Raw genomic sequence first — 23229 nt, forward strand, 5'->3', positions numbered from 1 at the left:
CCCCCCCCCCCCCCCCCCCCCCCCCCCCCCCCCCCCCCCCCCCCCCCCCCCCCCCCCCCCCCCCCCCCCCCCCCCCCCCCCCCCCCCCGCCGTCGGGCTTCGTCAGTGCACGCCCTCGAAGAGGCTCGTGACCGAACCCTCCTCGAACACCTCGCGGATCGCGGCCGCGATCGAGGGGGCGATGGACAGCGTGGTGATCTTGTCCAGCTGGATCTGCGCCGGGGTCGGCAGCGTGTTGGTGAACACGAACTCGCTCACCCGCGAGTTCTTCAGCCGGTCCGCGGCCGGGCCGGAGAGCACGCCGTGGGTGGCCGCCACCAGGACGTCCGCCGCACCGTTGTCGAACAGCGCGTCGGCCGCGGCGCAGATCGTGCCGGCGGTGTCGATCATGTCGTCGACCAGGACGCAGACCCGGTCCTTGACGTCACCGACGACCTCGGCCGACAGGATGGTGTTGGCCTGGGTCATGTCGCGGCGCTTGTGGATGATCGCCAGCGGCGCGTCCAGCCGGTCGCACCACTGGTCGGCCACCTTCACCCGGCCGGCGTCCGGCGACACGATGGTCAGCTTGGAGCGGTCCACCCTCCCGCCCACGTAGTCCGCCAGCATCGGCAGCGCGAACAGGTGGTCCACCGGGCCGTCGAAGAAGCCCTGGATCTGCGCGGTGTGCAGGTCCACGGCCATCAGCCGGTCGGCGCCCGCCTGGCGCAGCAGGTCGGCGACCAGGCGCGCCGAGATGGGCTCGCGGCCCAGGTGCTTCTTGTCCTGGCGGGCGTACCCGTAGAACGGCAGGATCGCGGTGATGCTCTTGGCGGAGGCCCGCTTCAGCGCATCGATCATGATCAGCTGTTCCATGATCCACTGGTTGATGGGAGCCGTGTGGCTCTGCATCACGAAGCAGTCCGCGCCGCGGGCCGAGTCCAGGAAGCGGACGTAGATCTCGCCGTTGGCGAAGTCCAGGGCCTTGGTCGGGACGAGCTCGGTCCCGAGCGCCTCGGCCACCTCCCTCGCCAGTTCCGGGTGGGCACGGCCGGAGAAGAGCTTGAGTTTCTTCTCACCCGACGTCGTGATCCCGCTCACTGCACCGTCTCCTCGCGTTGCTGACGCTGAACCCCGTCGTCCCGTGCGGGCAGGCGCAGCCGGCTCGCACGGGGTCGGGGGAATTGTCGGTACGCCTGGACACGGGCCGTAAGCCCAGTGGCGCACGTATGACCCCAAGGTTACGCGCCCACGCAGAAACCGTCCGCCCCGGGACCGCCCTCGGGCTCCCGCCCGTCCCGTCAGGCGTCCGCGGCCCCGTCCGTCGCGGCCTTCGCGGCCTGCGCGGAGGTGGTCCCCGGGCGCTTGCGCTCCACCCAGCCCTCGATGTTGCGCTGGTGCGCCCGGCTCACTCCGAGCGCGCCGGGCGGGACGTCGGTGGTGATCACCGAACCGGCCGCGGTGTAGGCGCCGTCCCCGATCGCCACCGGGGCGATGAACATGTTGTCGGAACCGGTGCGGCAGTGCGCACCGATCACCGTGCGGTGCTTGTTGACGCCGTCGTAGTTCACGGTGACCGAGGCCGCGCCGACGTTGGCGCCCTCGCCGATCGTGGCGTCCCCGATGTAGGAGAGGTGCGGCACCTTGGCCCCCTCGCCCAGCTCGGAGTTCTTCACCTCGACGTAGGTGCCGACCTTCGCCTTGCGGGCCAGCTTGGCCCCCGGCCGCAGGTAGGCGTACGGGCCGGCGGTGGCCAGCTCGCCCACCTCGGCGCGGTCCGCCGTGGTGTTGCTCACACGGGCGCCGGCGCCGATCAGGGTGTCGGTCAGGGTCGAGTTCGGGCCGACCTCGCAGCCCTCGCCCAGGTGGGTGGCACCGTGCAGCTGGGTGTTCGGCAGCACGAGGGCGTCCGGCTCGTACGTCACCTGCACGTCGATCCAGGTGGTCGCCGGGTCCACCACGGTGACGCCGGCCCGCATCGCCCGCTCCAGCAGGCGGTCGTTCAGCAGCCGGCGGGCCTGCGCGAGCTGCACCCGGTCGTTGATGCCCAGGATGTCCCGGTGGTCCTCCGCGACCACGGCGCCCACCCGGTGCCCGGCGGTGCGCAGGATCTCCAGGGTGTCGGTGAGGTACTCCTCGCCCTGCGAGTTGTCCGTGGTGAGCTCGGCCAGCGCCTCGACCAGCAGCTTGGCGTCGAAGGCGAAGACGCCCGAGTTGATCTCGGCGATCGAGCGCTGGACGGCGGTGGCGTCCCGCTCCTCGACGATCGCGGCGACGGTGCCGTCTTCGTCCCGCAGGATCCGGCCGTAGCCGAAGGGCTCGGGGACGACGGCGGTCAGGACGGTGACCCCGTTGTCCTGGCCGGCGTGGGCCTTCGCCAGGCGGCGCAGCGTGTCCCCGGTCAGCAGCGGGGAGTCCCCGGCGGTGACGATCACCGTGCCGTCCAGCACCACGCCGTCGGCGGCCAGCGCCTCCAGCGCCGTGCGCACCGCGTGCCCGGTGCCCTTCTGGTCCTCCTGCACCACCGGACGGGCCGCCGGGTAGTGCGCCGCGAGGTGCTCCTGGACCTGCTCCCGCTGGTGTCCGACCACCACGACGAGCTGTTCCGGCGTCAGTTCGCGGGCCGCCGAGACGGCATGACCCACCAGCGACCGGCCGCAGACCTCGTGCAGCACCTTGGGCAGCTTGTTCGACTTCATCCGGGTCCCGCCACCGGCGGCGAGCACGACAACGGCGGCAAGCGAATTGGCACCCATGCGGGGAGGCTCCTCGGTCGGTTCACAGGGCGGGCAGAACGGGCCCGGACCGGACCGAGGCCGGTCGCCATTCGCACAGTCCGCCGAGCAGCACCGACAATACCGGCGGTTCGGCGGTACGCCCGAACCTGAGGCGTGCAGAGGCTCCGCCGCTAGGATTCGAACCCAGACAAAGGCCTCCAAAGGGCCCTGTGCTGCCATTACACCACGGCGGATGGTTGCTCAGACCCTACCCGAGTCGACCCTGCCATGGGTATCAACTGCCGCGATCCGCAGGCCCCGATCCGCCGGGAGCGGTCGAACAAGCCGGGCCGCCGGTTCATCCATCCAGTCGGGTGAATTCACTCAAGCGCCGTGCGGCGGCGTGTTCCCTTCGCCACGGAGCGCAACCTACGATGCCGTAGGTTACGCCAACGTAGCCTCCGCTCCTCCCTCCCGCACAGGGATGTCGCAAAGGGACGCCCATGACCACCAAGGCCGGCGAGCCGAGCGCGGGGAACGCCGCGCTTCCCACCGAATCCCCCGATCCCACCGACACCGCCACCCGACTGTCCGCCACCCGCGGCGGGGAGAAGCAGGGCCTCGCCGAACGGCTCGCGCTCGGGCTGTTCATCCTCCTGCCGTTCACCGCGCTGCTGGCCGCCGTGCCGGTGGCCTGGGGGTGGGGACTGGGGTGGACGGACGCGGCGATCACCGTCGCCATGTACTTCCTCACCTGCCACGGCATCACCGTCGGCTACCACCGCTACTTCACCCACAGCGCGTTCAAGGCCAACCGCCCGATGCGGCTCGCCCTCGCGGTCGCCGGCAGCCTGGCGGTCGAGGGCCCGCTGGTGCGCTGGGTGGCCGACCACCGCAAGCACCACCGGTTCAGCGACAAGGACGGCGACCCGCACTCGCCGTGGCGCTACGGGGAGAACCTCCCGGCCCTGCTCAAGGGCCTGTGGTGGGCGCACATGGGCTGGATGTTCGACGAGGAGCAGACCCCGCAGCTCACGTACGCGCCGGACCTCGTCCGCGATCCGGCCATACGGCGGATCTCCCGGCTGTTCTGGCTCTGGACCATGATCTCGCTGCTGCTCCCCCCGCTGGTCGGCGGGCTGGTGACGCTGTCCTGGTCGGGCGCGCTGTCCGCCTTCTTCTGGGGATCGCTGGTCCGGGTGGCCCTGCTGCACCACGTCACCTGGTCGATCAACTCGATCTGCCACGCCGTCGGCCGCCGCCCGTTCCGCTCCCGGGACCGCTCGGGCAACGTCTGGTGGCTGGCGGTGCTCTCCTGCGGCGAGTCCTGGCACAACCTGCACCACGCGGACCCGACGGCCGCCCGGCACGGGGTGCTGCGCGGGCAGATCGACTCCTCGGCCCGGCTGATCCGCTGGTTCGAGCTGGCCGGCTGGGTCCGGGACGTCCGTTGGCCGGACGCGCAGCGGATCGCCGCCCGCCGCGCCGCATGAGTCGTCGCTTCCAGCATGATGTAGGGGTGAACGGGAGCAGCGCAGACAGCACAGGCGGCCACCAGAGCACGCGGACGGACGCGGCGCCCGACGCGGCGCCGGCCCGTCCGCGAACCGCTGCACCGGCGGGCGGGGGCGCCTCGGGGGGTGCGCCCGCCCCGGCGCCGCGCCGCCGGGGCGGGCGGGTCCGGATGACCGGCAAGCAGCGGCGGGAGCAGCTGCTGGAGATCGGCCGGACGGTGTTCGCGGAGCGCGGCTACGACGGCACCTCGGTGGAGGAGATCGCCGAGCGGGCCGGGGTCTCGAAGCCGGTGGTGTACGAGCACTTCGGCGGCAAGGAGGGGCTGTACGCGGTGGTGGTGGACCGCGAGATGCAACTGCTGCTGGACATGGTCACGGGGGCGCTGACCGGCGGGCACTCGCGGGAGCTGCTGGAGCAGGCCGCGTTCGCGCTGATGGACTACATCGACACCTCGACGGACGGCTTCCGGATCCTGGTCCGGGACTCCCCGGTAGCCCAGTCGACCGGCACCTTCGCGTCACTGATCAGCGACATCGCGACGCAGGTGGAGGACATCCTCGGCCTGGAGTTCAAGTCCCGGGGCTTCGACGCGCGACTGGCCCCGATGTACTCGCAGATGCTGGTCGGCATGGTGGCGCTGACCGGGCAGTGGTGGCTGGAGGTCCGCAAGCCGGACAAGGCGCAGGTCGCGGCGCACCTGGTGAACCTGGCCTGGCACGGGCTGGAGGGCCTGGAGCGGCACCCGAGGCTGGTCGGCGGGCGCAAGGACTGACTAGCGGGCGAACCGGCGGCGGGGTAGGGCCGACCGGCGGGCGGAAGGAGCGACCGACGGGCGGAAGGGCCGGCGGCCCTCCCGCCCCGCATCAGGCCCTGGTCCCGACGGCGAAGATCCGCCGGAACGGGAAGACGGTGCCGTGCGACCCGGCCGGGTAGGCCTCGCGCAGGAGCGCCCCGTACTCGGCGAGGAAGGCGGCTCGGCGGGCGGGGTCGGTCAGCCGGGTGAGGACGGGGCGCAGGGCAGTGCCCTTGACCCAGGCGAGGACCGGGTCCGGGCCCGGGAGCAGGGTGCGGTAGGTGGTCTCCCAGACGTCGGGCGCGCAGCCGGCGGCGGTGAGGGCGTCCAGATAGCGCTCGGGCGGGTGGACGCCGGCCCTGGCGGCGTCGTCGCCGAGGAGGCCGCGCCAGCGGGGGCTTCGCCGGAGTTCGGCGAGCAGGGTGTGGCTGGGGGCGTCGAAGTTGCCGGGGACCTGGAAGGCGACGGTGCCGCCGGGCGGCAGGGCGCCGGCCCAGCGCGGGACGAGGTCGAGGTGGCCGTCGATCCACTGCAGCGTGGCGTTGGAGACGATCAGGTCGGGTCCGGCCGGGGCCGGGTCGTAGTCGCGGGCGTCGGCGAGCAGGTAGTCGGCGGTGGGCTCACCGTCGGTGCGGGCGGTGGCGAGCATCGGGGCGGAGTTGTCGATGCCGGTGAGGCGGGCGTGCGGCCAGCGTGCGCGCAGCACGGCGGTGGAGTTGCCGGGGCCGCAGCCGATGTCGAGGATCACGGGATCGCTCGGGTTCGGGAGGGCGGGGACGCGGGCGAGCAGGTCGCGCAGCGGACGGGTGCGTTCGTCCGCGAAGCGCAGGTACTGCGCCGGGTCCCAGACGGGACTGGTCATGGTCCACCTCACAAGTATCTCGACATCAAGATATCCCAGGTAGCCTTGCTGGCACATTTCTCGACGTCAAGAGACTTCACATCGACACATCCACCGATACACTGATCGTCATGGAGGACGAGGTCGACAGGCTGGTCGCAGCGTGGCGCCGAGAGCGCCCCGACCTCGACGTGGAGCCGCTGGAGGTACTCAGCCGGGTCAGCAGACTCGCCCGGCACCTCGACCGCGCCCGCCGCACCGCCTTCGCCGAGCACGGGCTGGAGCCCTGGGAGTTCGACGTCCTGACCGCCCTGCGCCGGGCCGGCTCCCCCTACCAGCTCTCCCCCGGCCAGCTGCTCACCCAGACCCTGGTCACCTCCGGCACCATGACCAACCGCATCGACCGCCTCACCGGCAAGGGCCTGGTCAAGCGCCTGCCCGACCCGGACGACCGGCGCGGCGTGCTCGTCCGGCTCACCGACGACGGCCGCGACCGCGCCGACCAGGCACTCGCCGGACTGCTCACGCACGAACGCGAACTGCTCGCCCAGCTCAGCTCCGGCCAGCAGGGCGAACTCGCCGCGCTCCTGCGGCAGCTGGTCGCCCCGTTCGACAACATCCCGGGCTGATCCGCGCCCCGGAGTTCACGTCCGGTCCACCGCGGTCACGACGGACGGCGGCGCCGGCAGGGCCGGCTCGGCCGGGCTGACCCCGGCCCGGCGGGCCACCGCCACCGCGGCCAGCGTGGAGTGCACCCCGAGCTTGCCGAGCACGTTCTGCATGTGCGTCCGGACGGTGTGCGGCGACAGGTAGAGCCGCTCCGCGACCGCCTGCCGACCCAGGCCCGCGACCATGCAGCGCAGGATCTGCTTCTCCCGCGGAGTGAGGGTGTCGACCAGCCGCTCGCTCTCGGTGCGGTCCCGCCGGGCGGTGGTCAGCTCGCGGATCACCCCGGTCAGCAGCGCGGGCGGCAGGTGCGTCTCGTCCCGCAGCACCCCCCGGACCACGGAGAGCAGCCGGGCCAGCGAACTCTCCTTGGCCACCCAGCCGGTGGCGCCCGCGTGCAGGGCCCGGGCGGCGCGGTGCGGGTCGTCGGCGACGGCCAGCACGACCGCCCGCAGCCCCGGATGGGCGCGGCGGACCCGGGCGAGCAGGGTGATGCCGTCCGGTGCCGGAGGCGTGGTTCTGAGCTGGTCGGCCCGGTACGCGTCGGAGCGGACCGGTTCCGTGCCGCGCCCGCCCGGGCGCAACAGGTCCACCGGGCGGCCGCCGGACTGCGCCACCGGCGGGCCGACCGGGTGGCGGGGCGGCGGCACCGCCGGGGCCGGCCGCCGCCGGGCCGCGTCGGCCGCGTCCGGGCCGAGCCGGCTCCGGACACCCGCCGAAGCAGTGCCCTCGGCCCCCAGGTCGGCGTCGATCAGGACCACGTCGAAGGCCCGCCCCTCGACGGCGGCACGCTCCAGCGCCCGCTCGGCGGCGGCCCCGCTGCCGGCCGCCCCCACCTCCACGTCGGGCTCGGCGGCGAGCGCCGCGGCCAGGGCCTCGGCGAAGATCCGGTGGTCGTCGACCACCAGGACGCGGATCCGCCCCATCGTCACTACCCCCCTGCTCAGACCGGCCCGAGCCCGGGGGCGGGGACCGGCCCCGGCACCCGCGGTCTGGGCCCGTCACTCCGCCCGCCCACCGGTGGCCGGTGAGGCCGAAAAGGGCGCCGGCCCCCACCGGTACCGCACTCAGCGTACGGGCCGGGAAACCCCCTCGTGGCGGTTTGGTGAAGTTTCGTCAGGAGGTGCGCGAGTGGCGGGATTTCACGCCATCACCGGTCGAAGCGGGCAACGCCGAGGCGCCGCCCCCGAACCTCCGGGAGCGGCGCCTGCGGGGTCCTGCGGCCTACTTGCCGTGCTTCTCCAGGGCGAACTTCCAGGCGTCGGCGACGATGTCGTCCAGGTTCGGGCGGCGCGGCGTCCAGCCCAGCGCCTCGTGGGCGCGGGCCGCCGAGGCCACCAGCACGGCCGGGTCGCCGGCCCGGCGGCCGGCCGCCTGCACCGGGATCTCCCGGCCGGTGACGCGCCGGACCGACTCGATCACCTCGCGCACCGAGAAGCCGCTGCCGTTGCCCAGGTTGCAGATCAGGTGCTCGCCCGGCTTGGCCGCGTCCAGCGCCAGCAGGTGCGCGTCGGCCAGGTCCGCGACGTGGATGTAGTCGCGGATGCAGGTGCCGTCCGGGGTCGGGTAGTCCTCGCCGTACACCGCGATGTGCGGGCGCTGACCCAGCGCCGCCTGGAACACCAGCGGGATCAGGTGCGACTCGGGGTCGTGGCGCTCCCCGTACGCGCCGTACGCACCGGCCACGTTGAAGTAGCGCAGCGAGACGGCGGCCAGGCCGTGCGCGACGGCCTCGCTGGTGATCAGGTGGTCCACGGCGAGCTTGGTGGCGCCGTAGGCGTTGGTCGGCGAGGTGCGGGCGGTCTCCGCGATCGGCACGACCTCCGGCTCGCCGTAGACGGCGGCGGTGGACGAGAACACCAGCTTGCGCACACCCGCCGCGCGCATCGCCGCGACCAGCTCCAGCGAACCCGCCACGTTGTTGCGCCAGTACTTCTCCGGGTCCACGACCGACTCGCCGACCTGCGAGGAGGCGGCGAAGTGCAGCACGCCGTCGAAGGAACCGTCCAGCACCCGGCCGGCCTCCTGGACCCGACCCTCGACGAACTCGGCACCGACCGGGACGCCCTCGCGGAAACCGGTGGAGAGATCGTCCAGGACGGTCACCTGGTGCCCCGCCTCCAGCAGGTGGGCGGCCACCACGCTGCCGACGTAGCCGGCGCCACCCGTGACCAGGTACTTACTCATGATGAGACCTCCAGCGGGCGACGGTCCGCCGGTCAGCGGCGGCCGTCGATGACGTGTGTACGACTGAGGCTATTCTCCCTGCCCGCCGGAGTGCCCAGGACCATGTGAACGGGCCGCCCGGGAGCCGGTTTCACGGACCCCGAGCCCCCCTCAGCCGCCGGCCATCCGCTCCAGCAGCCCGGTACGGGCCGCCACCGCGGCCGCCTCCAGCCGGGTCCGCGCACCGAGCTTCATCAGCACCCGCTGGACGTGCGTCCGGGCGGTGCTCGCGGCGATCCGCATCCCGGCGGCGATCGCCGCCGTGTCCTCCCCGTCCGCGATCCGGGCCAGCACCTGCACCTCACGGCGGGTCAGCAGCCGCAGCAGCCGCACCGCCTCGTCGTCCGGCTCGGCGACCGGCCGCAGCAACTGGTCGAAGGCCCCGCGCAGCACGTCCACGGCCACCGCCGCCTCGCCCGCCCGGGCCCGCCCGATCGCCCGCTCGACCACCCCGATCCGCTCGTCGCTCGGCACGTACCCCGCCGCCCCGGCCGCGAACGCCCCCGCCACACCGCGCAGTTCACCCACCGGCCCGAGCACGATCACGGCCACCTCGGGACGCTCCCGGCGGATCCGGCGCAGCCCGTCGAAAGCCGCCGGCTCACTCGGCGCGGACACCCCCAGCAGACACACCTCCGGCCGCCGGCCGACCACCAGATCGGCCGCGACCCCGGCCGGGCAGCCGACCGCGAGCACCCGGTGGCCGCGCAGCTGCAACGCCGTGGCCAGCGCCTCGGCCAACAGCCGGTGATCGTCGACCACCACGAGTCGAACGCCCATGACGCCCTCCCGGTCGGGGTTCGGCTCGCGCCCGCACCCCATGGGCGGGCGGCCGATGACGCACCATCACAGCGCATTCCGTACCCGACCCGCTAGGCCGCCGCGCTCGGCCTCCGCACCGGGCCCGACGGTCTGATCGGGGAACAGCAAAAGGCCCTCGCCATGAAGCGAGGGCCTTCGAATGGAGCCCCCATGCGGAATCGAACCGCAGACCTTCTCCTTACCATGGAGACGCTCTACCGACTGAGCTATAGGGGCTTGCCGGGCTTTCGCCGGGCCGGTCGAACAAGGAAGACATTACACGGCTGGCGGCCAGGAAGGGAAATCGGGTCCGCGGCCCCGGCGCACGCCGGACCGACCCCCGACGGGCGGGCATCCGCCCCTCGGCGCGGGCCCGGCCAGCCCTCGGCGCGCGCGGTCAGCCTTCGGCGTGCGCGCGGTCAGCCTTCGGCGTGCGTCTCGTCGAACTCCTCGCGGGCGGCCAGCATCTGCCCGGTCCGCTGCTCCGTCCACCGGCCGAGCGGCGCCAGCAGTACAGCCAGCTCCCGGCCGAGCGGCAGCAGGTCGTAGACCACCCGCGGCGGCGTCTCCGGGAACACGGTGCGGCGCACCAGTCCGCTGCGCTCCAGACTGCGCAGCGACTGGGTGAGCATCTTGCGGCTGACCCCGCCGACGCCGCGCTGCAGTTCGGAGAACCGCTGCTGCCCGCAGGCGGCGAGGCTCATCAGGATCAACATCGACCACTTGTCGGCCAGTTCGGCGAACATCGCGCGGCTGGGACAGAGCTGGGCGAAGACGTCGAGCTCCTGCTCCCGGTCCTGCCCGCCCTCCCGTTCCTGCCCCTGCCGCCCGGTGCCGCTCTCCGCCCGGGCCGCTTCCTCCGTCGTCATGCTGTCCAGGGTAGCCCCGCGGTCTCCAATCCACCCTTGGTAACCAATGGAGACTTGGTCTATATTAGAGACCAGTCGACGGGCCGGGGTGCGGCAGCAGGCCCTCGCCGCCCCTTGCCTTCCCCCTGCCTTGCCTGCGTTGCCCTGCCCCTGCCCCTGCCCGTACCCGTATAGGAGTGCCCCCGCATGACCGCCATCCGCCCGACCGTCGCCCTCGCCTACCACTCCGGCTACGGCCACACCGCCGTCATCGCCGAGGCCGTCGCCCGCGGCGCCGCCGCCGCCGGCGCCGAGGTCGTCTCGATCGCCGTCGACACCATCACCGACGAGCAGTGGGCCCAGCTCGACGCCGCGGACGCGATCGTCTTCGGCTCCCCCACCTACATGGGCACCGCCTCCGGCGCCTTCCACGTCTTCGCCGAGGCCACCAGCAAGCGCTGGTTCTCCGACGCCTGGCGGGACAAGGTCGCCGCCGGCTTCACCAACTCCGCCTCCAAGAGCGGCGACAAGGCCGGCACCCTCGGCTTCTTCCAGACCCTCGCCGCCCAGCACGGCATGAGCTGGGTCAACCTCGGCCTCAAGCCCGGCTGGAACGCCACCACCGCCACCGAGAACGACCTCAACCGCCTCGGCTTCTTCAACGGCGCCGCCGCCTCCAGCCCGTCCGACGCCGGCCCCGAGGCCGTGCACAAGGCCGACATCGCGACCGCCGAGCACCTCGGCGAGCGGGTCGCCCAGCACACCGCCGTCGTGCTGGCCGGCCGCGCCGCCCTCGCCGGCTGACCGCACCGCACGGTCGGCACCTACGCCGCCGGGTCCGCCCCCAGGAGGGGCGCCCGGCGGCGTCCGCCGTCCACCGCCCCCAACTCCGCACCACCGGTCTCCGGCAGCAGCCACAGGCACCCCAGCGCCACCACACCCAGCCCCACCAGGTACCAGCCGACCGGCTCCGCCGTCCCGTACGCCTCCGTCAGCCGCGTCGCCACCAGCGGCGTCGTCGCCCCGCCCACCACGCCGCCCAGGTTGTACGTCAACGCGGCACCCGTGTACCGCACCCGGGTCGGGAACAACTCCGGCAGGAACGCCGCCACCGGCCCCATCAGGCACCCCAGCACCACCAGCGCACCCGCCAGCGCCACGAACATCAACGGCCGGCGCACCGTCTCCAGCAGCGGGAACAGCACCAGCGACCACCCCGCCGCCAGGCCCGTCGCCCAGCTCAGCGTCCGCCGCCGCCCCCACCCGTCACTGCGCGACGCGCTCACCCATACCGTCACGCCCATGCCCAGCGCGCCCACCAGCAGCATCACCAACACCAGCGAACTCGCCACCCCGAGCCCGGACGTCGCGTACGCCAACGCGTACGTCGTGGTCAGGTAGAACAGCGCGTACCCCACGGTGATCGCCCCACAGCCCAGCAACACCGTGCGCCAGTGCCCGCGCAACACCTCCACCACCGGCGCCCGGTCCCTCGGCTCGTCCGGCCGGAACAGCGGCGTCTCCTCCAACCGCAGCCGCACGAACAGCCCCACCGCCACCAGCCCCAACGACGCCAGGAACGGCACCCGCCAGCCCCACTCCCGGAACGCCCGCTCGTCCAGTCCGAGTTGGACCGCCAGGAACACCCCGTTCGCCAACACGAACCCGCTCGTCGGCCCCAACTGCAGGAACGCCCCGTACCGCCCCCGCCGCCCAGCCGGCGCGTTCTCCGCGATCAGCAGCGCCGCCCCGCCCCACTCCCCGCCCAACCCCACGCCCTGGCACACCCGCAACGCCACCAGGGCCACCGGCGCCCACCACCCCCACGACCCGAACCCCGGCAACACCCCCACCGCCGCCGTCGACAGCCCCATCAACAACAGCGACACCACCAGCGTCGCCTTCCGCCCCACCCGGTCCCCGAAATGCCCGAACACCACCGCCCCCAGCGGCCGGGCCAGGAACGCCACCGCGTACACCGAGAACGCCGCCAACAGCGCCCCCACCGTGCCCAGTTCAGGAAAGAACACCGACCCGAACACCAAGGCCGCCGCCGTCCCGTACAAAAAGAAGTCGTAGAACTCGATCGCCGTACCGATCAGCGCCGCAGCCGCCGCACGCCTCAACTGCCCCGCCCGCCGGGCTTCCTCCGCATCCATACCACCACCCTGGACACCAGCCCGCCCCGCCACCAGCCCCCACCCGAGTGACCCCCGCGCACACCCCCACCCCACGCGCCCCCGGCTCAACACCGCAGGCGCACACCAGCGCAGGCCCCCGGATCACCGCACGTACGGGTCCTCCCCCGGCGGCACCGCAGGCTGTCCACTGGCCTTCCGCCGCCGCAGCACGACGAACACCACACCGGCGACCAGCACCAACCCACCCACCACACCGGCCACGACCGGCAACACACCACCCGAGCCAGAGGACTTCTCCACCGCCGACTCCACCGGAGGCGCCCCCACGGCCACATCACTCGGGCTCGGGGCGGCCGAACTCGGCGCCGCCGACGGGCCCGCCGACGCGGACGGGCTGGCCGAAGGCGCAGTCTCCGCCGCCGGAACCGGAGACACGTCCGCCGGGCCGGGATCACCAGGGTCCGCCAGAGCGACCCGAGGCCGCACTACGCCATAACCGACATCGTTGTTGCGGACGGATCCATCAGTCGGCTTCCCGGCCGTATTGATCAACACCCGCAGAACCTGATTCGCCGACCAATCCTTGTGAATAGACCAGATCAATGCAGCCGAGGCGGACACCAATGCAGCAGAATCCGAGGTGCCATGACTCTTGCAGTATCCAGTTTTCCCCGTGCAAGCCTCGATCATATCGACACCAGGAGCTGCGAGGACTACCTGCGGACCCTGCTGTGACTCCGATGTCGCAATAACATCGCGGCCGACCGCCCCCACTCCAACAACATTGGGGAGCGCGCCCGGATATTCCACAAGATTTCCCGACTGGGCTGAATTCCCGACACTGGAAACTACCAGCGACCCCTTCGCTCGCGCCCAAGCCAGGATAGTATTCAGCTTCGCAACATCTTCAGGGTGAGTCGCGACAGCAGAAGTTCCCTGAGAAATGTTGATGACCTTGACACCTTGCTCGACTGCATAGGTGACGGCCTGGCCAATCTGCCCAAGGAAATCGGACGAAATCACCGCCCCATCGGATCCGTTGGAAATCTTCAACGGAAGGATTTTAGCGCCAGGAGCAAGGCCGTAAGCGCCTTTTCCACCGTCGGATTTTCCGGACCCTGCAATGAGGCTGGCCATCTGCGTACCATGCCCCTCCGCATAGGATCCGACGCCACCAGGGCTTCCACTGAAGTCCTTACCCGGAATAAACTGCCCCATCAAATCCGGGTGATCCAACTTGAATCCGCCGTCGATCACTGCGACGGTAACGCTCTCCCCCTTGGAGATCTTCCACATCTCCGATGCATGCATGGCATCCAGATGCCATTGATCCTCGCGGATCGAATCGCCTGCGATCGCCAGTGGTGCCGCCGGACCGGCCATGACGCCCGTCACCAGAAGCGCCGCAGCGAACATCCGCCAACGTGCGCGCGCGCTCGTCCGCCCCATCGCAACTCCTCGTCAATCTCTCCGTCGACCGGGGAGCGTGCCCCGAACAGGTCTGCCCGGCCACCGGGAGAGCCCAGTGGCCGGGCAGTCGTTGCCGTCCTACTCAATCACGTCCGGGTTGCTGTGCGGCGTACCGCTGGTCCAGGTCTCCTCGTCCTCGTGGAGGTAGTCGGCCCGCTTGCGGCGATCGCGCTCGTTCCGCCCGGAGTGACCCGCCGTTCCAGGGGCCATCATGCCGTTCTGCCCCGAACGGGCTTCACCCTCGGCGACTCCCGCAGCAGCCGCCCGGTTACGCAGGCCCGTACCACCCGGCGTGAACTCCCCGCCAGCAGCCGGTCCCTTGCGGCCGCCGACCGCTCCCCCTCCGGTCGAGGTCAGGCCCCGGCCCCGCGAGCTGCCACCCGAACCAACGACTCCGGAACCACCACCCATCCCTGGGTGCATGCCGCCCACCCCGCCCGTGCTGCCGGCTGCTCCCGCCCGACCTGCCTGGGCCTCGCGCGCGCCGAAGACCGTCCCGCTGGGCAGACCCGGGCTGCCACCGGACTTCCCCGGCACCGAGCCACCGCCGAACGGAGCCGTACGGGCGGGGATCGAGCCCCCGCCCCTGCCGGAGACGGATCCGCCACCACCCTTGGCCGGGATCGAGCCACCGCCGACCCCGGCCGGGAAACCGGTCACCGGGCCGCCACCCGGACCACCCGGGTATACGGGAATCCCACTCGGACCGTCAGGCGAGAGACTTCCACCACCACTGGGGCCGAGCGGGCCGGTCTGACCTGGCAGGGTCGGCACGGTCGGCAGGCTGTCGAGGCCGGTACCGGGACGGTGGACGGGTTCCGACGACACAGAGGGAGGCGTCGAGGAACCCGGGCCCACCGGCGTCGGCGGCACCTGGCCACCGCTTCGCGGCGGAATCGGGTCGGCGTGGCCTGGCACGAGCGGGCCTTGCGAGCTCGACCCCAGGTTGCGGGGTGCAGCCGAGCCGCCACCATAGGTTCCACCTGGCAGGCTGTAACTCCCTCTGGTGGTGACGCCACTGCCCGTACGAGGGCTGCGGACGGAACCGCCGTAGCCGCCGTAGCTGCCACCCTTTGGATAATCCGACACATCGTCTCGGCTCTTACTCGCATCCGGCGTGCCCGGCAGAGCCACGTCCCCGAGCCCGGCCAGCTTCGTCGTCGCGGCTTCGTACGCCTGCCCCAGCTTCTCCATCTGATGGATGGCTTCCTGGTGAGCCTTGTAGACCCGCTGGGAGGCGGCCAGAGCCTCCGTCTCGGTGACCCAGGAGCAGTTCTGCTTCTTCATCATGGCGTCGACGGTGGCGGTGGTCGGCCCGGCCGGGGTGAAGTTGGCGCTCGTGAGCGCCAACTGGTTGGGCGCCCCCTGGGTCGAGCGCGTCTTGACGATGTCGACATCGTCGTGTGGCACGTCCGGCACGGCCACCTTGGCGGTGCTGAGTGCCTCACCGGCCTGGTGCATGGCGTCGCCGGCGGTTGTGGAGTAGTCACCGAGCAACGCGGCAGACTGCTGCAGGTTGCCGGCCCAGGTCTTGAAGCTCTCGGCGGCCGGCCCTTCCCAGCTGACGTTGCCGATGTGCGATTTGAGTGCCGCGCCGAGTTCCTTCAGGACACGGCCGGCCGACTGCAGCTGGGTGCCGCGGCTCAGCACCGTCGTGGGGTCGGTGCTCTGGACCATTTTCTTGAGCTGGGCGTGTCCGACGCCCTCGAAGTTCGTTCCGTCTGCCACTACTTACTCCCCGTTTCCCCGTGGGCGCCCTCGCCGACCACCATCAGAAGCCCTCGCCGCCGGCCCGCGGCGGTGTGGGGCCGCCCGTGTTCTTCGCGACGGCGTTCTGTGCGGCCGCCGTGTCGTCCTCGTTGGCCGAGTAGTTGCCCGCCGTTGCCGCGACCGCGGTCTTCATCGCCTCGATCTGCGACACGAAGTCCTTGTGCAGCTTGACGAGCTGGGTGTGCACCTTGTCGTAGGCCGCGGTCAGGGCCGTCGCTTCGGCGAACTCCGCGCTGGCGAAGCTTCCGCCGGTCAGCTTCTGTTCCTGGAGTTTGTACGGGGCCGCCGGGGAGCCCTCCATGGCCTGGAGCAGGGCTTCGATCTTCTTGGCGAACGCGGTGAGCGTGTCGAGCTCGACCTTGACGTCCTTCTTGCCGAAGGCGGACACCAGGTCGGCGGCGCTGACGTTCGTCTGCACGGTGCTGACGAGGGGGCCGAACCCCAGCATGTGGCTGAGCATAAATGGCGTGACGTCACCGGACGTGTCCGGACTGGCCCCCGTGTTCGGTGGAACCTCTCCTGCCACAGCAGTTCACCTCTCCCCCGTACGGGCGGCGGTTCGGGGTAACCCCGGGGCCGCCGCTCCGCAACATACCGTCAACTTCTCGGTCGTACAGTGCTGGTCGGTGCACCGCCCGCCCTGGGGGCGGTCTCCGCCTCCGTAATCGTAGCCACCGCCCCTGTCGGGTCGGCAGGGCCCTTGGCCCGCCTGTGCGGGATCGGTACGAACTTGACACGTGCGGCCCTCGGGGGTGTCGCGCCGGGCCCCGGTAGACTGGTCTCGCCCGGTTGGACCGGGTACGCCCCCATCTGCCGCGCAATGTCGCACAGCAGCGACCCCTGGCCGCAGAACGGACGTGACCTGATGCCCGCAGACGAGTCCGCCCCCTCCTGGTGGGCCCGTGCCGCCCGTCCTTCCCGGCCGCCGTTGCCGCTGGCGCTGATGGCCCGCGCGGCGGTGGGCATGGCGGTGCCGCTGGCCGCAGGGCTGCTGGCGCACCGGCTGGATCTGGGGGTGTTCGCCGGTCTGGGCGCGATGCACGCGACGATGAACGACCGCGCGGAGCCGAGCGGCCTGCGGGTGCCCCGGATCGCGTCGGCGGTGCTGGCTTCGGCGCTCGGCATGCTGATCGGCACTTCCCTCCAGCACGCGCACGTTTCGGCGGTGGTGCTCGGTGCGGCGCTCACGTTCACGGCGTTCGCGTCCGGCGCGCTGAGTGCGACGGGCCCGCGGGGTTCGGCGGCGGGGATGCTGCTGCTGGTGTCGGCGGCGTTGGGCAGCGGGATGCCGTTGCCGGATCCGTGGTGGGCGGCGGCGCCGATGATGCTGGCGGGTGCCGCGTTCGTGGTGGTACTGGGTCTGCCGGGGGGCGCGCACCGCCGTCCCGCCTCGGATCCGCGCAACCGTGCGCTGGCGGCCGCGTACGAGGCGTTCGGCCGGACGCTGGCCGATTTGGGCACGCCGCAGGGCGCGGCTTCGCGCCAGGTGTTGACGGCCCGGTTGAACCAGTTGCAGGACCTCCTCCCGCGACCGCACCGCCCGGGGTCGGAGTCCGCCCGTACGGTTCGGCTGCGCCGGATGTACGAGGCGGCGTTGGCCGCCACCGAGGCGGCGACGGGCCTGTTGTGGGCGTGGCGGCCGGTGCCGCCCGAGGTCGCGGAGGTACCGCTCCGGTTGGCGGACGCGGTCCGGCGGGGCGGCGGCGAGGTCGCCGTTCCGCAGTGGCAGCCGGACACGCCGTCCCGGCAGGCCCTGGACGTGGCGTTGCGCGCGGCGGCCGACACCGTGGCCGGCCGGGAGGCGGAGGTCGGTACCGCCCCGGCACCGCCGCCCGATCCGTGGCGGCTGCGGGTGCGGCTGCTGTCGCGCGGTTCGGTCCGGTACGGGCTGCGGGTGGCGTTGTGCATCGCGGTCGGTTCGGCGGTGACGGCCAGCTACCCGCTCAGCAAGAGCTACTGGGTGCCGATGACGATCGCCTTCGTGTTGAAGCCGGATCTCGGTTCGGTGTTCCTGCGGGCGGTGAGCCGCTCGGTCGGCACGGTGCTCGGGGTGGCGGTCACGGCGGCCGTGGTGTCGCTCACGACCGACGCGTGGGTACTGACGGCGATCGCCGCGTTCTGCGTGGCCCTGCTGCCGTACGCGACGGCGGCGCACTACGGGCTGAACACGGTGGCGATGACGCCGATGGCGTTGATCCTGCTCCAGTTGGGCGGGCAGAGCAGCGCGGCCGAGTTCTGGCCGCGGGTGCTGGACACGGTGCTCGCGAGCGCGATCGTGCTGCTCTTCGGCTATCTGCTGTGGCCGGAGCGTCCGCGGCACCGGATCGAGCCCCGACTGGTGGACGCGGCCACCGCGCTGCGGGCCTATCTGGACGCGGTCACCGGGGACGCGGGCCGGGCCGAGGTGTGGCTGCGCCGTACGGCGTACCGGGCGTTGGAGGACGCCCGCCAGGAGGTGCGGCAGGGGCTGGCCGAGCCGCCGCCGACGGGACGGCTGGCGGAGCAGTGGCTGCCGGCGACGGCGGCGTTGGAGCGGCTGGGCGGCGCGGTGGCGGCGTTCGCGGCGCAGCTGCGGTACGGCGGCCGGGTGCCGGATCCGGCGGAGGTGGGGCGGGTGCGCCGGGCGCTGGACGAGCTGACGGCGGCGGCCCGCGAGCACCGCCCGCCGACCGGGGCGGCGGCCCGCCCGACGGCACCGCACGACCCGGCGCGCAGTGCGCTGGGCCGTGCGGCGGACGAGCTGGAGGCCCTGCTGGCCCGGTAGGGCCCGACCGGAGTCCCGGTCCCCGCCAGAGGACTCCGACCAGAAGACTCCGACCAGGACTCCAGCCAGAACCCCGATCAGGACTCCGGCCAGAACCCCGACCGGGGCTCAGACCTGCTCGGCCAGCTCCAGCCAGCTCAGCTCCAGCTCCTCCTTCTCCTCCCGGACGGCGCGCAGTTGCGCGTCCAGCTCCGCGACCTTGGAGAAGTCGGCGGCGTGCTCGGCGAGTTGGGCGTGCAGCTTGGACTCCTTCTGGTCCAGCTTGGCGATCTGCCGCTCCATCTTCTGCATCTCCTTCTTCGCCGCCCGCAGGTCGCCGCCCGACAGGGCCGACGCGGCGGTCCCGGCGTCCGAGCCGCCGGACGCCGCGGCCGAAGCGGTCGAGGCGGTCGAAGCACCCGACGCGGCCGAAGCGGCGGCGGCGATCGAGGCGGCCATCCGCGCCCGCCGCTCCAGGTACTCGTCGACGCCGCCCGGCAGCATCCGCATCTTCTGGTCGCCGAGCAGCGCGTGGACGACGTCGGTGGTCCGCTCGATGAAGAACCGGTCGTGGCTGATGACGATCATCGAGCCGGGCCAGCCGTCGAGCAGGTCCTCCAGCTGGTTGAGGGTCTCGATGTCGAGGTCGTTGGTGGGCTCGTCGAGGAACAGCACGTTGGGCTCGTCCATCAGCAGGCGCAGCAGCTGGAGCCGCCGCCGCTCGCCGCCGGACAGGTCGCCGACGGGCGTCCACTGCTTGTCCTTGCCGAAGCCGAACTGCTCGCACAGCTGGCCGGCGCTCATCTCCCGGCCCTTGCCGAGGTCGACGCGCGAGCGGACCTGCTCGACGGCCTGGAGCACCCGGATGGCCGGGTCCAGTTCGACGACCTCCTGCGACAGGTAGGCGAGCCGCACCGTCTTGCCGACCTTGATCAGACCCGACGCGGGCTGCACGTCGCCCTCGGAGGCGTACGCGTCGCGCAGGGCGCGCAGCAGCGAGGTCTTGCCGGCGCCGTTGACGCCGAGCAGGCCGATCCGCTCGCCGGGGCCGAGCTGCCAGGTGAGGTTCTCCAGCAGCAGCTTGGGGCCGGCCTTGACGGTGACGCCTTCCAGGTCGAAGACGGTCCTGCCCAGTCGCGCGTTGGCGAACTTCATCAGCTCGGACCGGTCCCGGGGCTCCGGCACGTCGGCGATCAGGGCGTTGGCGGCCTCGATCCGGTAGCGCGGCTTGGAGGTGCGGGCGGGGGCGCCGCGGCGCAGCCAGGCGAGTTCCTTGCGGGCGAGGTTCTGGCGCTTCTGCTCCTCGACGGCCTCGATCCGGGAGCGCTCGGCGCGGGCGAAGACGTAGTCGGAGTAGCCGCCCTCGTACTCGTGCACGGCGCCGCCCTGGACGTCCCACATCCGGGTGCAGACCTGGTCGAGGAACCAGCGGTCGTGGGTGACGCAGACCAGCGCGGAGCGGCGCTTCTGCAGGTGCTGGGCGAGCCAGTTGATGCCCTCGACGTCGAGGTGGTTGGTGGGCTCGTCGAGGACGATCAGGTCGGGCGAGCCGAGGAGCAGCTTGGCGAGGGCGATCCGGCGGCGCTCGCCGCCGGAGAGCGGGCCGATGACGGTGTCCAGGCCGTCGGCGAAGCCGGGCAGGTCGAGACCGCCGAAGAGGCCTTCGACGATGTCGCGGATGCGGGCGTCGCCGAGCCACTCGTGGTCGGCCCGGTCGGCGATCACCTCGTGCCGGATGGTGGCCGTCGGGTCGAGCGAGTCGTGCTGCGTGAGGACGGCCAGCTGGAGGCCGCCGTTCCAGGTGATCCGGCCGCTGTCGGCCTCCTCCAGCTTGGCGAGCATCCGGATCAGGGTGGTCTTGCCGTCGCCGTTGCGTCCGACGACGCCGATCCGGTCGCCTTCGCTGACGCCGAGGCTGACTCCGTCCAGGAGGGCGCGGGTGCCGTAGACCTTCGTGACGGACTCGATGGTGGCGAGGTTGACGGCCACGTCTGCTGCGCTCCTGGGATTGGCGGTCTCGGGGCGGCCCGCCGGTCGCGGCCGGGCACCCCTGTCGGGGACGCCCCGATCTCCCCAGCCTAATGGGCCCGCCGAAGCGCCCTCACCGCCTGCGGCGGCGGGGGCCCCGAAACCGGCGGGCCCCGAACCGGCGAAGCCTCTACGGTACGGGCGGGGTCCCTACCACACGAGCGGGGTCCCTACGACACGAGCGCCGCCCCCGGCACCGGCGGGCCCCTACGGCACGAGCGCCGCCCCCGGCACCGGCCCGTACGTGGCGTGCGCGGTCCGGCAGGTGCCGGAGGCCCGCAGCGCCTCGGCGACGGCGGCGGCCGCGTCGGCGTCCTTGGCGAGGAACGCGCAGGTCGGCCCCGAGCCGGAGACGAGGGCGCCGAGCGCGCCGGCCTCGGTGCCGGCCCGCAGGGTGGCGGCGAGCGCGGGCCGCAGCGAGAGGGCGGCGGGCTGGAGGTCGTTGGCGAGGGCGGCGGCCAGGGCGACGGCATCGCCCTGGGCGAGGGCGGCGAGCAGCGCGGGGTCGGCGTCGGGGGTGCGGACGTCGGTGTCGCTGGAGCCGGTGCCGGCCTCCTCGCGCAGACGGTCGCACTCGCGGAAGACGGCGGGGGTGGAGAGGCCGCCGTCGGCGACCGCGAACACCCAGTGGAAGGTGCCGTCGACGGTGAGCGGCTGCAGGATCTCGCCCCGGCCGAGGCCGAGCGCGACGCCGCCGAGCAGGGCGAACGGCACGTCGGAGCCGAGTTCGGCGGCCAGCTCCAGGAGGGTGTCGAGGGGGGTGTCGAGCTGCCAGAGCGTGTCGCAGGCGACCAGTGCGGCGGCCCCGTCGGCGCTGCCGCCGGCCATGCCGCCGGCGACCGGGACGGCCTTGGCGATGTGCAGGTGCACGCCGGGGTCGGCGATGCCGTGGTGGGCGGCGAGCAGGCGGGCGGCGCGGGCGGCGAGGTTGCTGTCGTCGAGGGGGACGACGTGGGCGTCCGGCCCGGTGCAGGAGAGCGTGACGCCCTCCCCCGCCGTGGCGGTGACCTCGTCGCCGAGGGCGACGGCGAAGAACACGTTGGCCAGGTCGTGGAACCCGTCAGCGCGCAGTCCGCCCACCCCGAGCTGGACGTTGACCTTGGCCGGAACCCGCACGGTGATCACTGGGAGTCCGCCTCCGGCTCGTGCTCGGAGATCACCGGCTCGTGCTCGGCGATCTTCGGCTTGTGCTCGGCGATCGCGGCGAACTGCTCCACCGTGAGCATCTCGCCGCGCAGCTTGTGGTCGATCCCGGCCGCCGCGAGCGCCTGCTCGGCTCCGGCGGCGGAGCCGGCCCAGCCGGCCAGCGCGGCGCGCAGGGTCTTGCGCCGCTGGGCGAACGCGGCGTCGACGACGGCGAACACCTCCCTGCGGCTGGCGGTGGTCTTCGGCGGCTCGCGGCGGATCAGCGAGACCAGCCCGGAGTCGACGTTGGGGGCGGGCCAGAACACGTTCCGGCCGATGGCGCCGGACCGCTTCACGTCGGCGTACCAGTTGGCCTTGACGGACGGGACGCCGTAGACCTTGTTGCCCGGCTTGGCGGCGAGCCGGTCGGCGACCTCGGCCTGCACCATCACCAGGGTGCGCTCGATGCTGGGGAAGGTCGCCAGCATGTGCAGCAGGACGGGCACGGCCACGTTGTACGGCAGGTTGGCGACCAGCGCGGTGGGCGCCGGCCCGGGCAGCTCGGTGACCTCCATGGCGTCGCTGAACACCAGGTCGAAGCTGTCGACCTTGCCGGGCATCCGGGCCGCGACGGTCGCCGGCAGGTGCTGTGCCAGCACCGGGTCGATCTCCACCGCCGTGACGTGCGCGGCCACCTCCAGCAGCGCCAGCGTCAGCGACCCGAGCCCGGGCCCGACCTCGACCACCGCGTCCTCGGCCGTCACCCCGCCTGCCCGGACGATCCGCCGCACGGTGTTGCCGTCGATGACGAAGTTCTGCCCGCGCTGCTTGGTCGGCTTCACGCCGAACGCGGCCGCCAGCTCCCGAATGTCGGCGGCGCCCAGCAGGTGGCTGTCAGGGGTGGGGTCGGTGGTGCTCACGCGCCAAGGATACGGGCGCGCGGGGCCCTCAGAGTTCGACGACCTGGGCGAGGTCGATCTCGACGGGGTACGGCACCGAGGTGCGGAGCACGCCCTCGTGCTGGGCGACGGGCAGGTAGACGCCTTTCTCCTCGTCCCGGTGGAACTCGTGCACGATCGGCAGGTTGTCGAGGCCGCGCTCGACCCGCCAGTAGTACGGGATCTTCTTCTCGGCGTACTGGCCGGGCTTGCGGAAACGGTCGGCGACCCTGGAGCCGGGTGATACGACCTCGACCGCCAGGACCACCGACTCGGGCGGGGTGCACTCCAGCTCGAAGAAGTCGAGGCCGGTCTTGTCGATGACGACGACGTCGGGCTTGGAGGTGTTGTACTCGTCGAGCAGGACGCAGCGCTCGGCGTTCACGACGTAAGGCGTGGTCCGCGCGCCGGACAACCTGATGAGCAGCTGATCGCGCACCTGGTCGTGCCACCACTTCGCCATCCCTCGGACAACGACGGCTCCGTCCACCAGTTCCCAATCGAACGGCAGGTCGAGGTCCTTGACCTGCTCGTACGTCCAGCCCTGGGACGGCGGATGCATCCAGTCGATCGGCTCGGCGGTCATCGCCACCTCCCCCACTGCACTCATGCTAGCCAGCCTGAGAAG

General features: G+C 72.4%; 20 protein-coding genes and 2 tRNA genes. 5 read left to right on the top strand and 17 right to left on the bottom strand.

Going from position 1 to position 23229, the window contains the following annotated elements; genetic code table 11:
- Positions 1–102 precede the first annotated feature (102 nt).
- The 3 genes from AC07BF_RS31385 to AC07BF_RS31395 all read right to left on the bottom strand — a co-directional run bounded on the left by AC07BF_RS31385 (position 103) and on the right by AC07BF_RS31395 (position 2950).
- Positions 103–1080, bottom strand: coding sequence for a ribose-phosphate diphosphokinase (locus AC07BF_RS31385; protein WP_350877737.1), 978 nt, complete (start codon positions 1078–1080; stop codon positions 103–105).
- 200 nt (positions 1081–1280) lie between these two features.
- Positions 1281–2735 carry a bifunctional UDP-N-acetylglucosamine diphosphorylase/glucosamine-1-phosphate N-acetyltransferase GlmU gene (gene glmU, locus AC07BF_RS31390; protein ID WP_363585320.1) on the bottom strand — a complete coding sequence of 485 codons (1455 nt, stop codon included), beginning with the start codon at positions 2733–2735 and terminating at the stop codon, positions 1281–1283.
- 144 nt (positions 2736–2879) lie between these two features.
- Positions 2880–2950: transfer RNA gene (locus tag AC07BF_RS31395), tRNA-Gln, on the bottom strand.
- A 249-nt stretch (positions 2951–3199) separates the two neighbouring features.
- On the opposite strand from AC07BF_RS31395, the gene AC07BF_RS31400 reads away from it, so the two are divergent.
- Together AC07BF_RS31400 and AC07BF_RS31405 are read left to right on the top strand one after the other, a co-directional pair.
- Positions 3200–4189: an acyl-CoA desaturase gene (locus AC07BF_RS31400; RefSeq protein WP_363585321.1), complete on the top strand. Its 990-nt coding sequence runs from the start codon at positions 3200–3202 to the stop codon at positions 4187–4189.
- Positions 4190–4215: 26 nt separating this feature from the next.
- A complete protein-coding gene (locus AC07BF_RS31405) occupies positions 4216–4983 on the top strand; it encodes a TetR family transcriptional regulator (RefSeq protein ID WP_079135661.1) in 768 nt (255 codons plus the stop codon).
- A 91-nt stretch (positions 4984–5074) separates the two neighbouring features.
- Here AC07BF_RS31405 and AC07BF_RS31410 read toward each other — a convergent pair whose 3' ends face one another.
- On the bottom strand, positions 5075–5866 hold the full coding sequence (locus AC07BF_RS31410; RefSeq protein WP_363585322.1) for a methyltransferase domain-containing protein: 792 nt from the start codon (positions 5864–5866) through the stop codon (positions 5075–5077).
- A gap of 110 nt (positions 5867–5976) precedes the next feature.
- Between AC07BF_RS31410 and AC07BF_RS31415 the strand changes: the two genes are divergently transcribed.
- Positions 5977–6474, top strand: coding sequence for a MarR family winged helix-turn-helix transcriptional regulator (locus AC07BF_RS31415; protein ID WP_363585323.1), 498 nt, complete (start codon positions 5977–5979; stop codon positions 6472–6474).
- A gap of 15 nt (positions 6475–6489) precedes the next feature.
- Here AC07BF_RS31415 and AC07BF_RS31420 read toward each other — a convergent pair whose 3' ends face one another.
- The 5 genes from AC07BF_RS31420 to AC07BF_RS31440 all read right to left on the bottom strand — a co-directional run bounded on the left by AC07BF_RS31420 (position 6490) and on the right by AC07BF_RS31440 (position 10407).
- Complete coding sequence (locus AC07BF_RS31420; RefSeq protein ID WP_363585324.1) at positions 6490–7437, bottom strand: response regulator transcription factor; 948 nt, start codon at positions 7435–7437, stop codon at positions 6490–6492.
- Positions 7438–7735: 298 nt separating this feature from the next.
- Positions 7736–8698: a UDP-glucose 4-epimerase GalE gene (galE, locus tag AC07BF_RS31425; protein WP_350877731.1), complete on the bottom strand. Its 963-nt coding sequence runs from the start codon at positions 8696–8698 to the stop codon at positions 7736–7738.
- A gap of 150 nt (positions 8699–8848) precedes the next feature.
- The gene (locus tag AC07BF_RS31430; protein WP_363585325.1) at positions 8849–9517 is read right to left on the bottom strand and encodes a helix-turn-helix transcriptional regulator; all 669 of its coding nucleotides are present in this window, start codon (positions 9515–9517) and stop codon (positions 8849–8851) included.
- A gap of 182 nt (positions 9518–9699) precedes the next feature.
- Positions 9700–9775, bottom strand: a tRNA-Thr gene (locus AC07BF_RS31435).
- A 182-nt stretch (positions 9776–9957) separates the two neighbouring features.
- A complete protein-coding gene (locus AC07BF_RS31440; RefSeq protein ID WP_363585326.1) occupies positions 9958–10407 on the bottom strand; it encodes a winged helix-turn-helix transcriptional regulator in 450 nt (149 codons plus the stop codon).
- 186 nt (positions 10408–10593) lie between these two features.
- Here AC07BF_RS31440 and AC07BF_RS31445 point away from each other — a divergent pair, with 186 nt between their 5' ends.
- Positions 10594–11190: a flavodoxin family protein gene (locus tag AC07BF_RS31445; RefSeq protein ID WP_400988685.1), complete on the top strand. Its 597-nt coding sequence runs from the start codon at positions 10594–10596 to the stop codon at positions 11188–11190.
- Between the two features lie 20 nt (positions 11191–11210).
- Here the strand turns inward: AC07BF_RS31445 and AC07BF_RS31450 are convergent, their stop codons facing one another.
- The 4 genes from AC07BF_RS31450 to AC07BF_RS31465 all read right to left on the bottom strand — a co-directional run bounded on the left by AC07BF_RS31450 (position 11211) and on the right by AC07BF_RS31465 (position 16215).
- A complete protein-coding gene (locus tag AC07BF_RS31450; protein WP_478334235.1) occupies positions 11211–12545 on the bottom strand; it encodes an MFS transporter in 1335 nt (444 codons plus the stop codon).
- 123 nt (positions 12546–12668) lie between these two features.
- Positions 12669–13943 carry a S8 family serine peptidase gene (locus tag AC07BF_RS31455; RefSeq protein ID WP_478334236.1) on the bottom strand — a complete coding sequence of 425 codons (1275 nt, stop codon included), beginning with the start codon at positions 13941–13943 and terminating at the stop codon, positions 12669–12671.
- A 132-nt stretch (positions 13944–14075) separates the two neighbouring features.
- Positions 14076–15725, bottom strand: coding sequence for a WXG100 family type VII secretion target (locus tag AC07BF_RS31460; protein ID WP_478334237.1), 1650 nt, complete (start codon positions 15723–15725; stop codon positions 14076–14078).
- 43 nt (positions 15726–15768) lie between these two features.
- Positions 15769–16215 (bottom strand): hypothetical protein, encoded by a 447-nt coding sequence (locus AC07BF_RS31465; protein WP_478334238.1) that lies wholly within the window; start codon positions 16213–16215, stop codon positions 15769–15771.
- A 417-nt stretch (positions 16216–16632) separates the two neighbouring features.
- Between AC07BF_RS31465 and AC07BF_RS31470 the strand changes: the two genes are divergently transcribed.
- Positions 16633–18531, top strand: coding sequence for an FUSC family protein (locus AC07BF_RS31470; RefSeq protein WP_478334239.1), 1899 nt, complete (start codon positions 16633–16635; stop codon positions 18529–18531).
- A 108-nt stretch (positions 18532–18639) separates the two neighbouring features.
- On the opposite strand, the gene AC07BF_RS31475 is transcribed toward AC07BF_RS31470, so the two are convergent.
- From AC07BF_RS31475 to AC07BF_RS31490, 4 genes are all read right to left on the bottom strand, one after another.
- Positions 18640–20499: an ABC-F family ATP-binding cassette domain-containing protein gene (locus AC07BF_RS31475; RefSeq protein WP_363619218.1), complete on the bottom strand. Its 1860-nt coding sequence runs from the start codon at positions 20497–20499 to the stop codon at positions 18640–18642.
- Positions 20500–20745: 246 nt separating this feature from the next.
- Positions 20746–21663, bottom strand: a complete 918-nt coding sequence (locus tag AC07BF_RS31480; protein WP_478334240.1) for a 4-(cytidine 5'-diphospho)-2-C-methyl-D-erythritol kinase — start codon at positions 21661–21663, stop codon at positions 20746–20748.
- Positions 21660–22583 carry a 16S rRNA (adenine(1518)-N(6)/adenine(1519)-N(6))-dimethyltransferase RsmA gene (gene rsmA, locus AC07BF_RS31485; protein WP_478334241.1) on the bottom strand — a complete coding sequence of 308 codons (924 nt, stop codon included), beginning with the start codon at positions 22581–22583 and terminating at the stop codon, positions 21660–21662. The genes AC07BF_RS31480 and rsmA overlap by 4 nt, the downstream gene beginning before the upstream one ends.
- A gap of 28 nt (positions 22584–22611) precedes the next feature.
- A complete protein-coding gene (locus tag AC07BF_RS31490) occupies positions 22612–23211 on the bottom strand; it encodes a Uma2 family endonuclease (protein ID WP_478334242.1) in 600 nt (199 codons plus the stop codon).
- Between the last annotated feature and the right edge of the window lie 18 nt (positions 23212–23229).

It is taken from the genome of Kitasatospora sp. NPDC043950, from assembly GCF_056435345.1.

What these genes read in the sequence shown, in the direction of transcription:
- glmU (WP_363585320.1), bottom strand. Translation starts at nt 2,735, where the DNA reads ATGGGTGCCAATTCGCTTGCCGCCGTTGTCGTGCTCGCCGCCGGTGGC.
- AC07BF_RS31400 (WP_363585321.1), top strand. Translation starts at nt 3,200, where the DNA reads ATGACCACCAAGGCCGGCGAGCCGAGCGCGGGGAACGCCGCGCTTCCC.
- AC07BF_RS31410 (WP_363585322.1), bottom strand. Translation starts at nt 5,866, where the DNA reads ATGACCAGTCCCGTCTGGGACCCGGCGCAGTACCTGCGCTTCGCGGAC.
- AC07BF_RS31415 (WP_363585323.1), top strand. Translation starts at nt 5,977, where the DNA reads ATGGAGGACGAGGTCGACAGGCTGGTCGCAGCGTGGCGCCGAGAGCGC.
- AC07BF_RS31420 (WP_363585324.1), bottom strand. Translation starts at nt 7,437, where the DNA reads ATGGGGCGGATCCGCGTCCTGGTGGTCGACGACCACCGGATCTTCGCC.
- galE (WP_350877731.1), bottom strand. Translation starts at nt 8,698, where the DNA reads ATGAGTAAGTACCTGGTCACGGGTGGCGCCGGCTACGTCGGCAGCGTG.
- AC07BF_RS31430 (WP_363585325.1), bottom strand. Translation starts at nt 9,517, where the DNA reads ATGGGCGTTCGACTCGTGGTGGTCGACGATCACCGGCTGTTGGCCGAG.
- AC07BF_RS31440 (WP_363585326.1), bottom strand. Translation starts at nt 10,407, where the DNA reads ATGACGACGGAGGAAGCGGCCCGGGCGGAGAGCGGCACCGGGCGGCAG.
- AC07BF_RS31445 (WP_400988685.1), top strand. Translation starts at nt 10,594, where the DNA reads ATGACCGCCATCCGCCCGACCGTCGCCCTCGCCTACCACTCCGGCTAC.
- AC07BF_RS31450 (WP_478334235.1), bottom strand. Translation starts at nt 12,545, where the DNA reads ATGGATGCGGAGGAAGCCCGGCGGGCGGGGCAGTTGAGGCGTGCGGCG.
- AC07BF_RS31455 (WP_478334236.1), bottom strand. Translation starts at nt 13,943, where the DNA reads ATGTTCGCTGCGGCGCTTCTGGTGACGGGCGTCATGGCCGGTCCGGCG.
- AC07BF_RS31465 (WP_478334238.1), bottom strand. Translation starts at nt 16,215, where the DNA reads ATGCTGGGGTTCGGCCCCCTCGTCAGCACCGTGCAGACGAACGTCAGC.
- AC07BF_RS31470 (WP_478334239.1), top strand. Translation starts at nt 16,633, where the DNA reads ATGCCCGCAGACGAGTCCGCCCCCTCCTGGTGGGCCCGTGCCGCCCGT.
- AC07BF_RS31490 (WP_478334242.1), bottom strand. Translation starts at nt 23,211, where the DNA reads ATGAGTGCAGTGGGGGAGGTGGCGATGACCGCCGAGCCGATCGACTGG.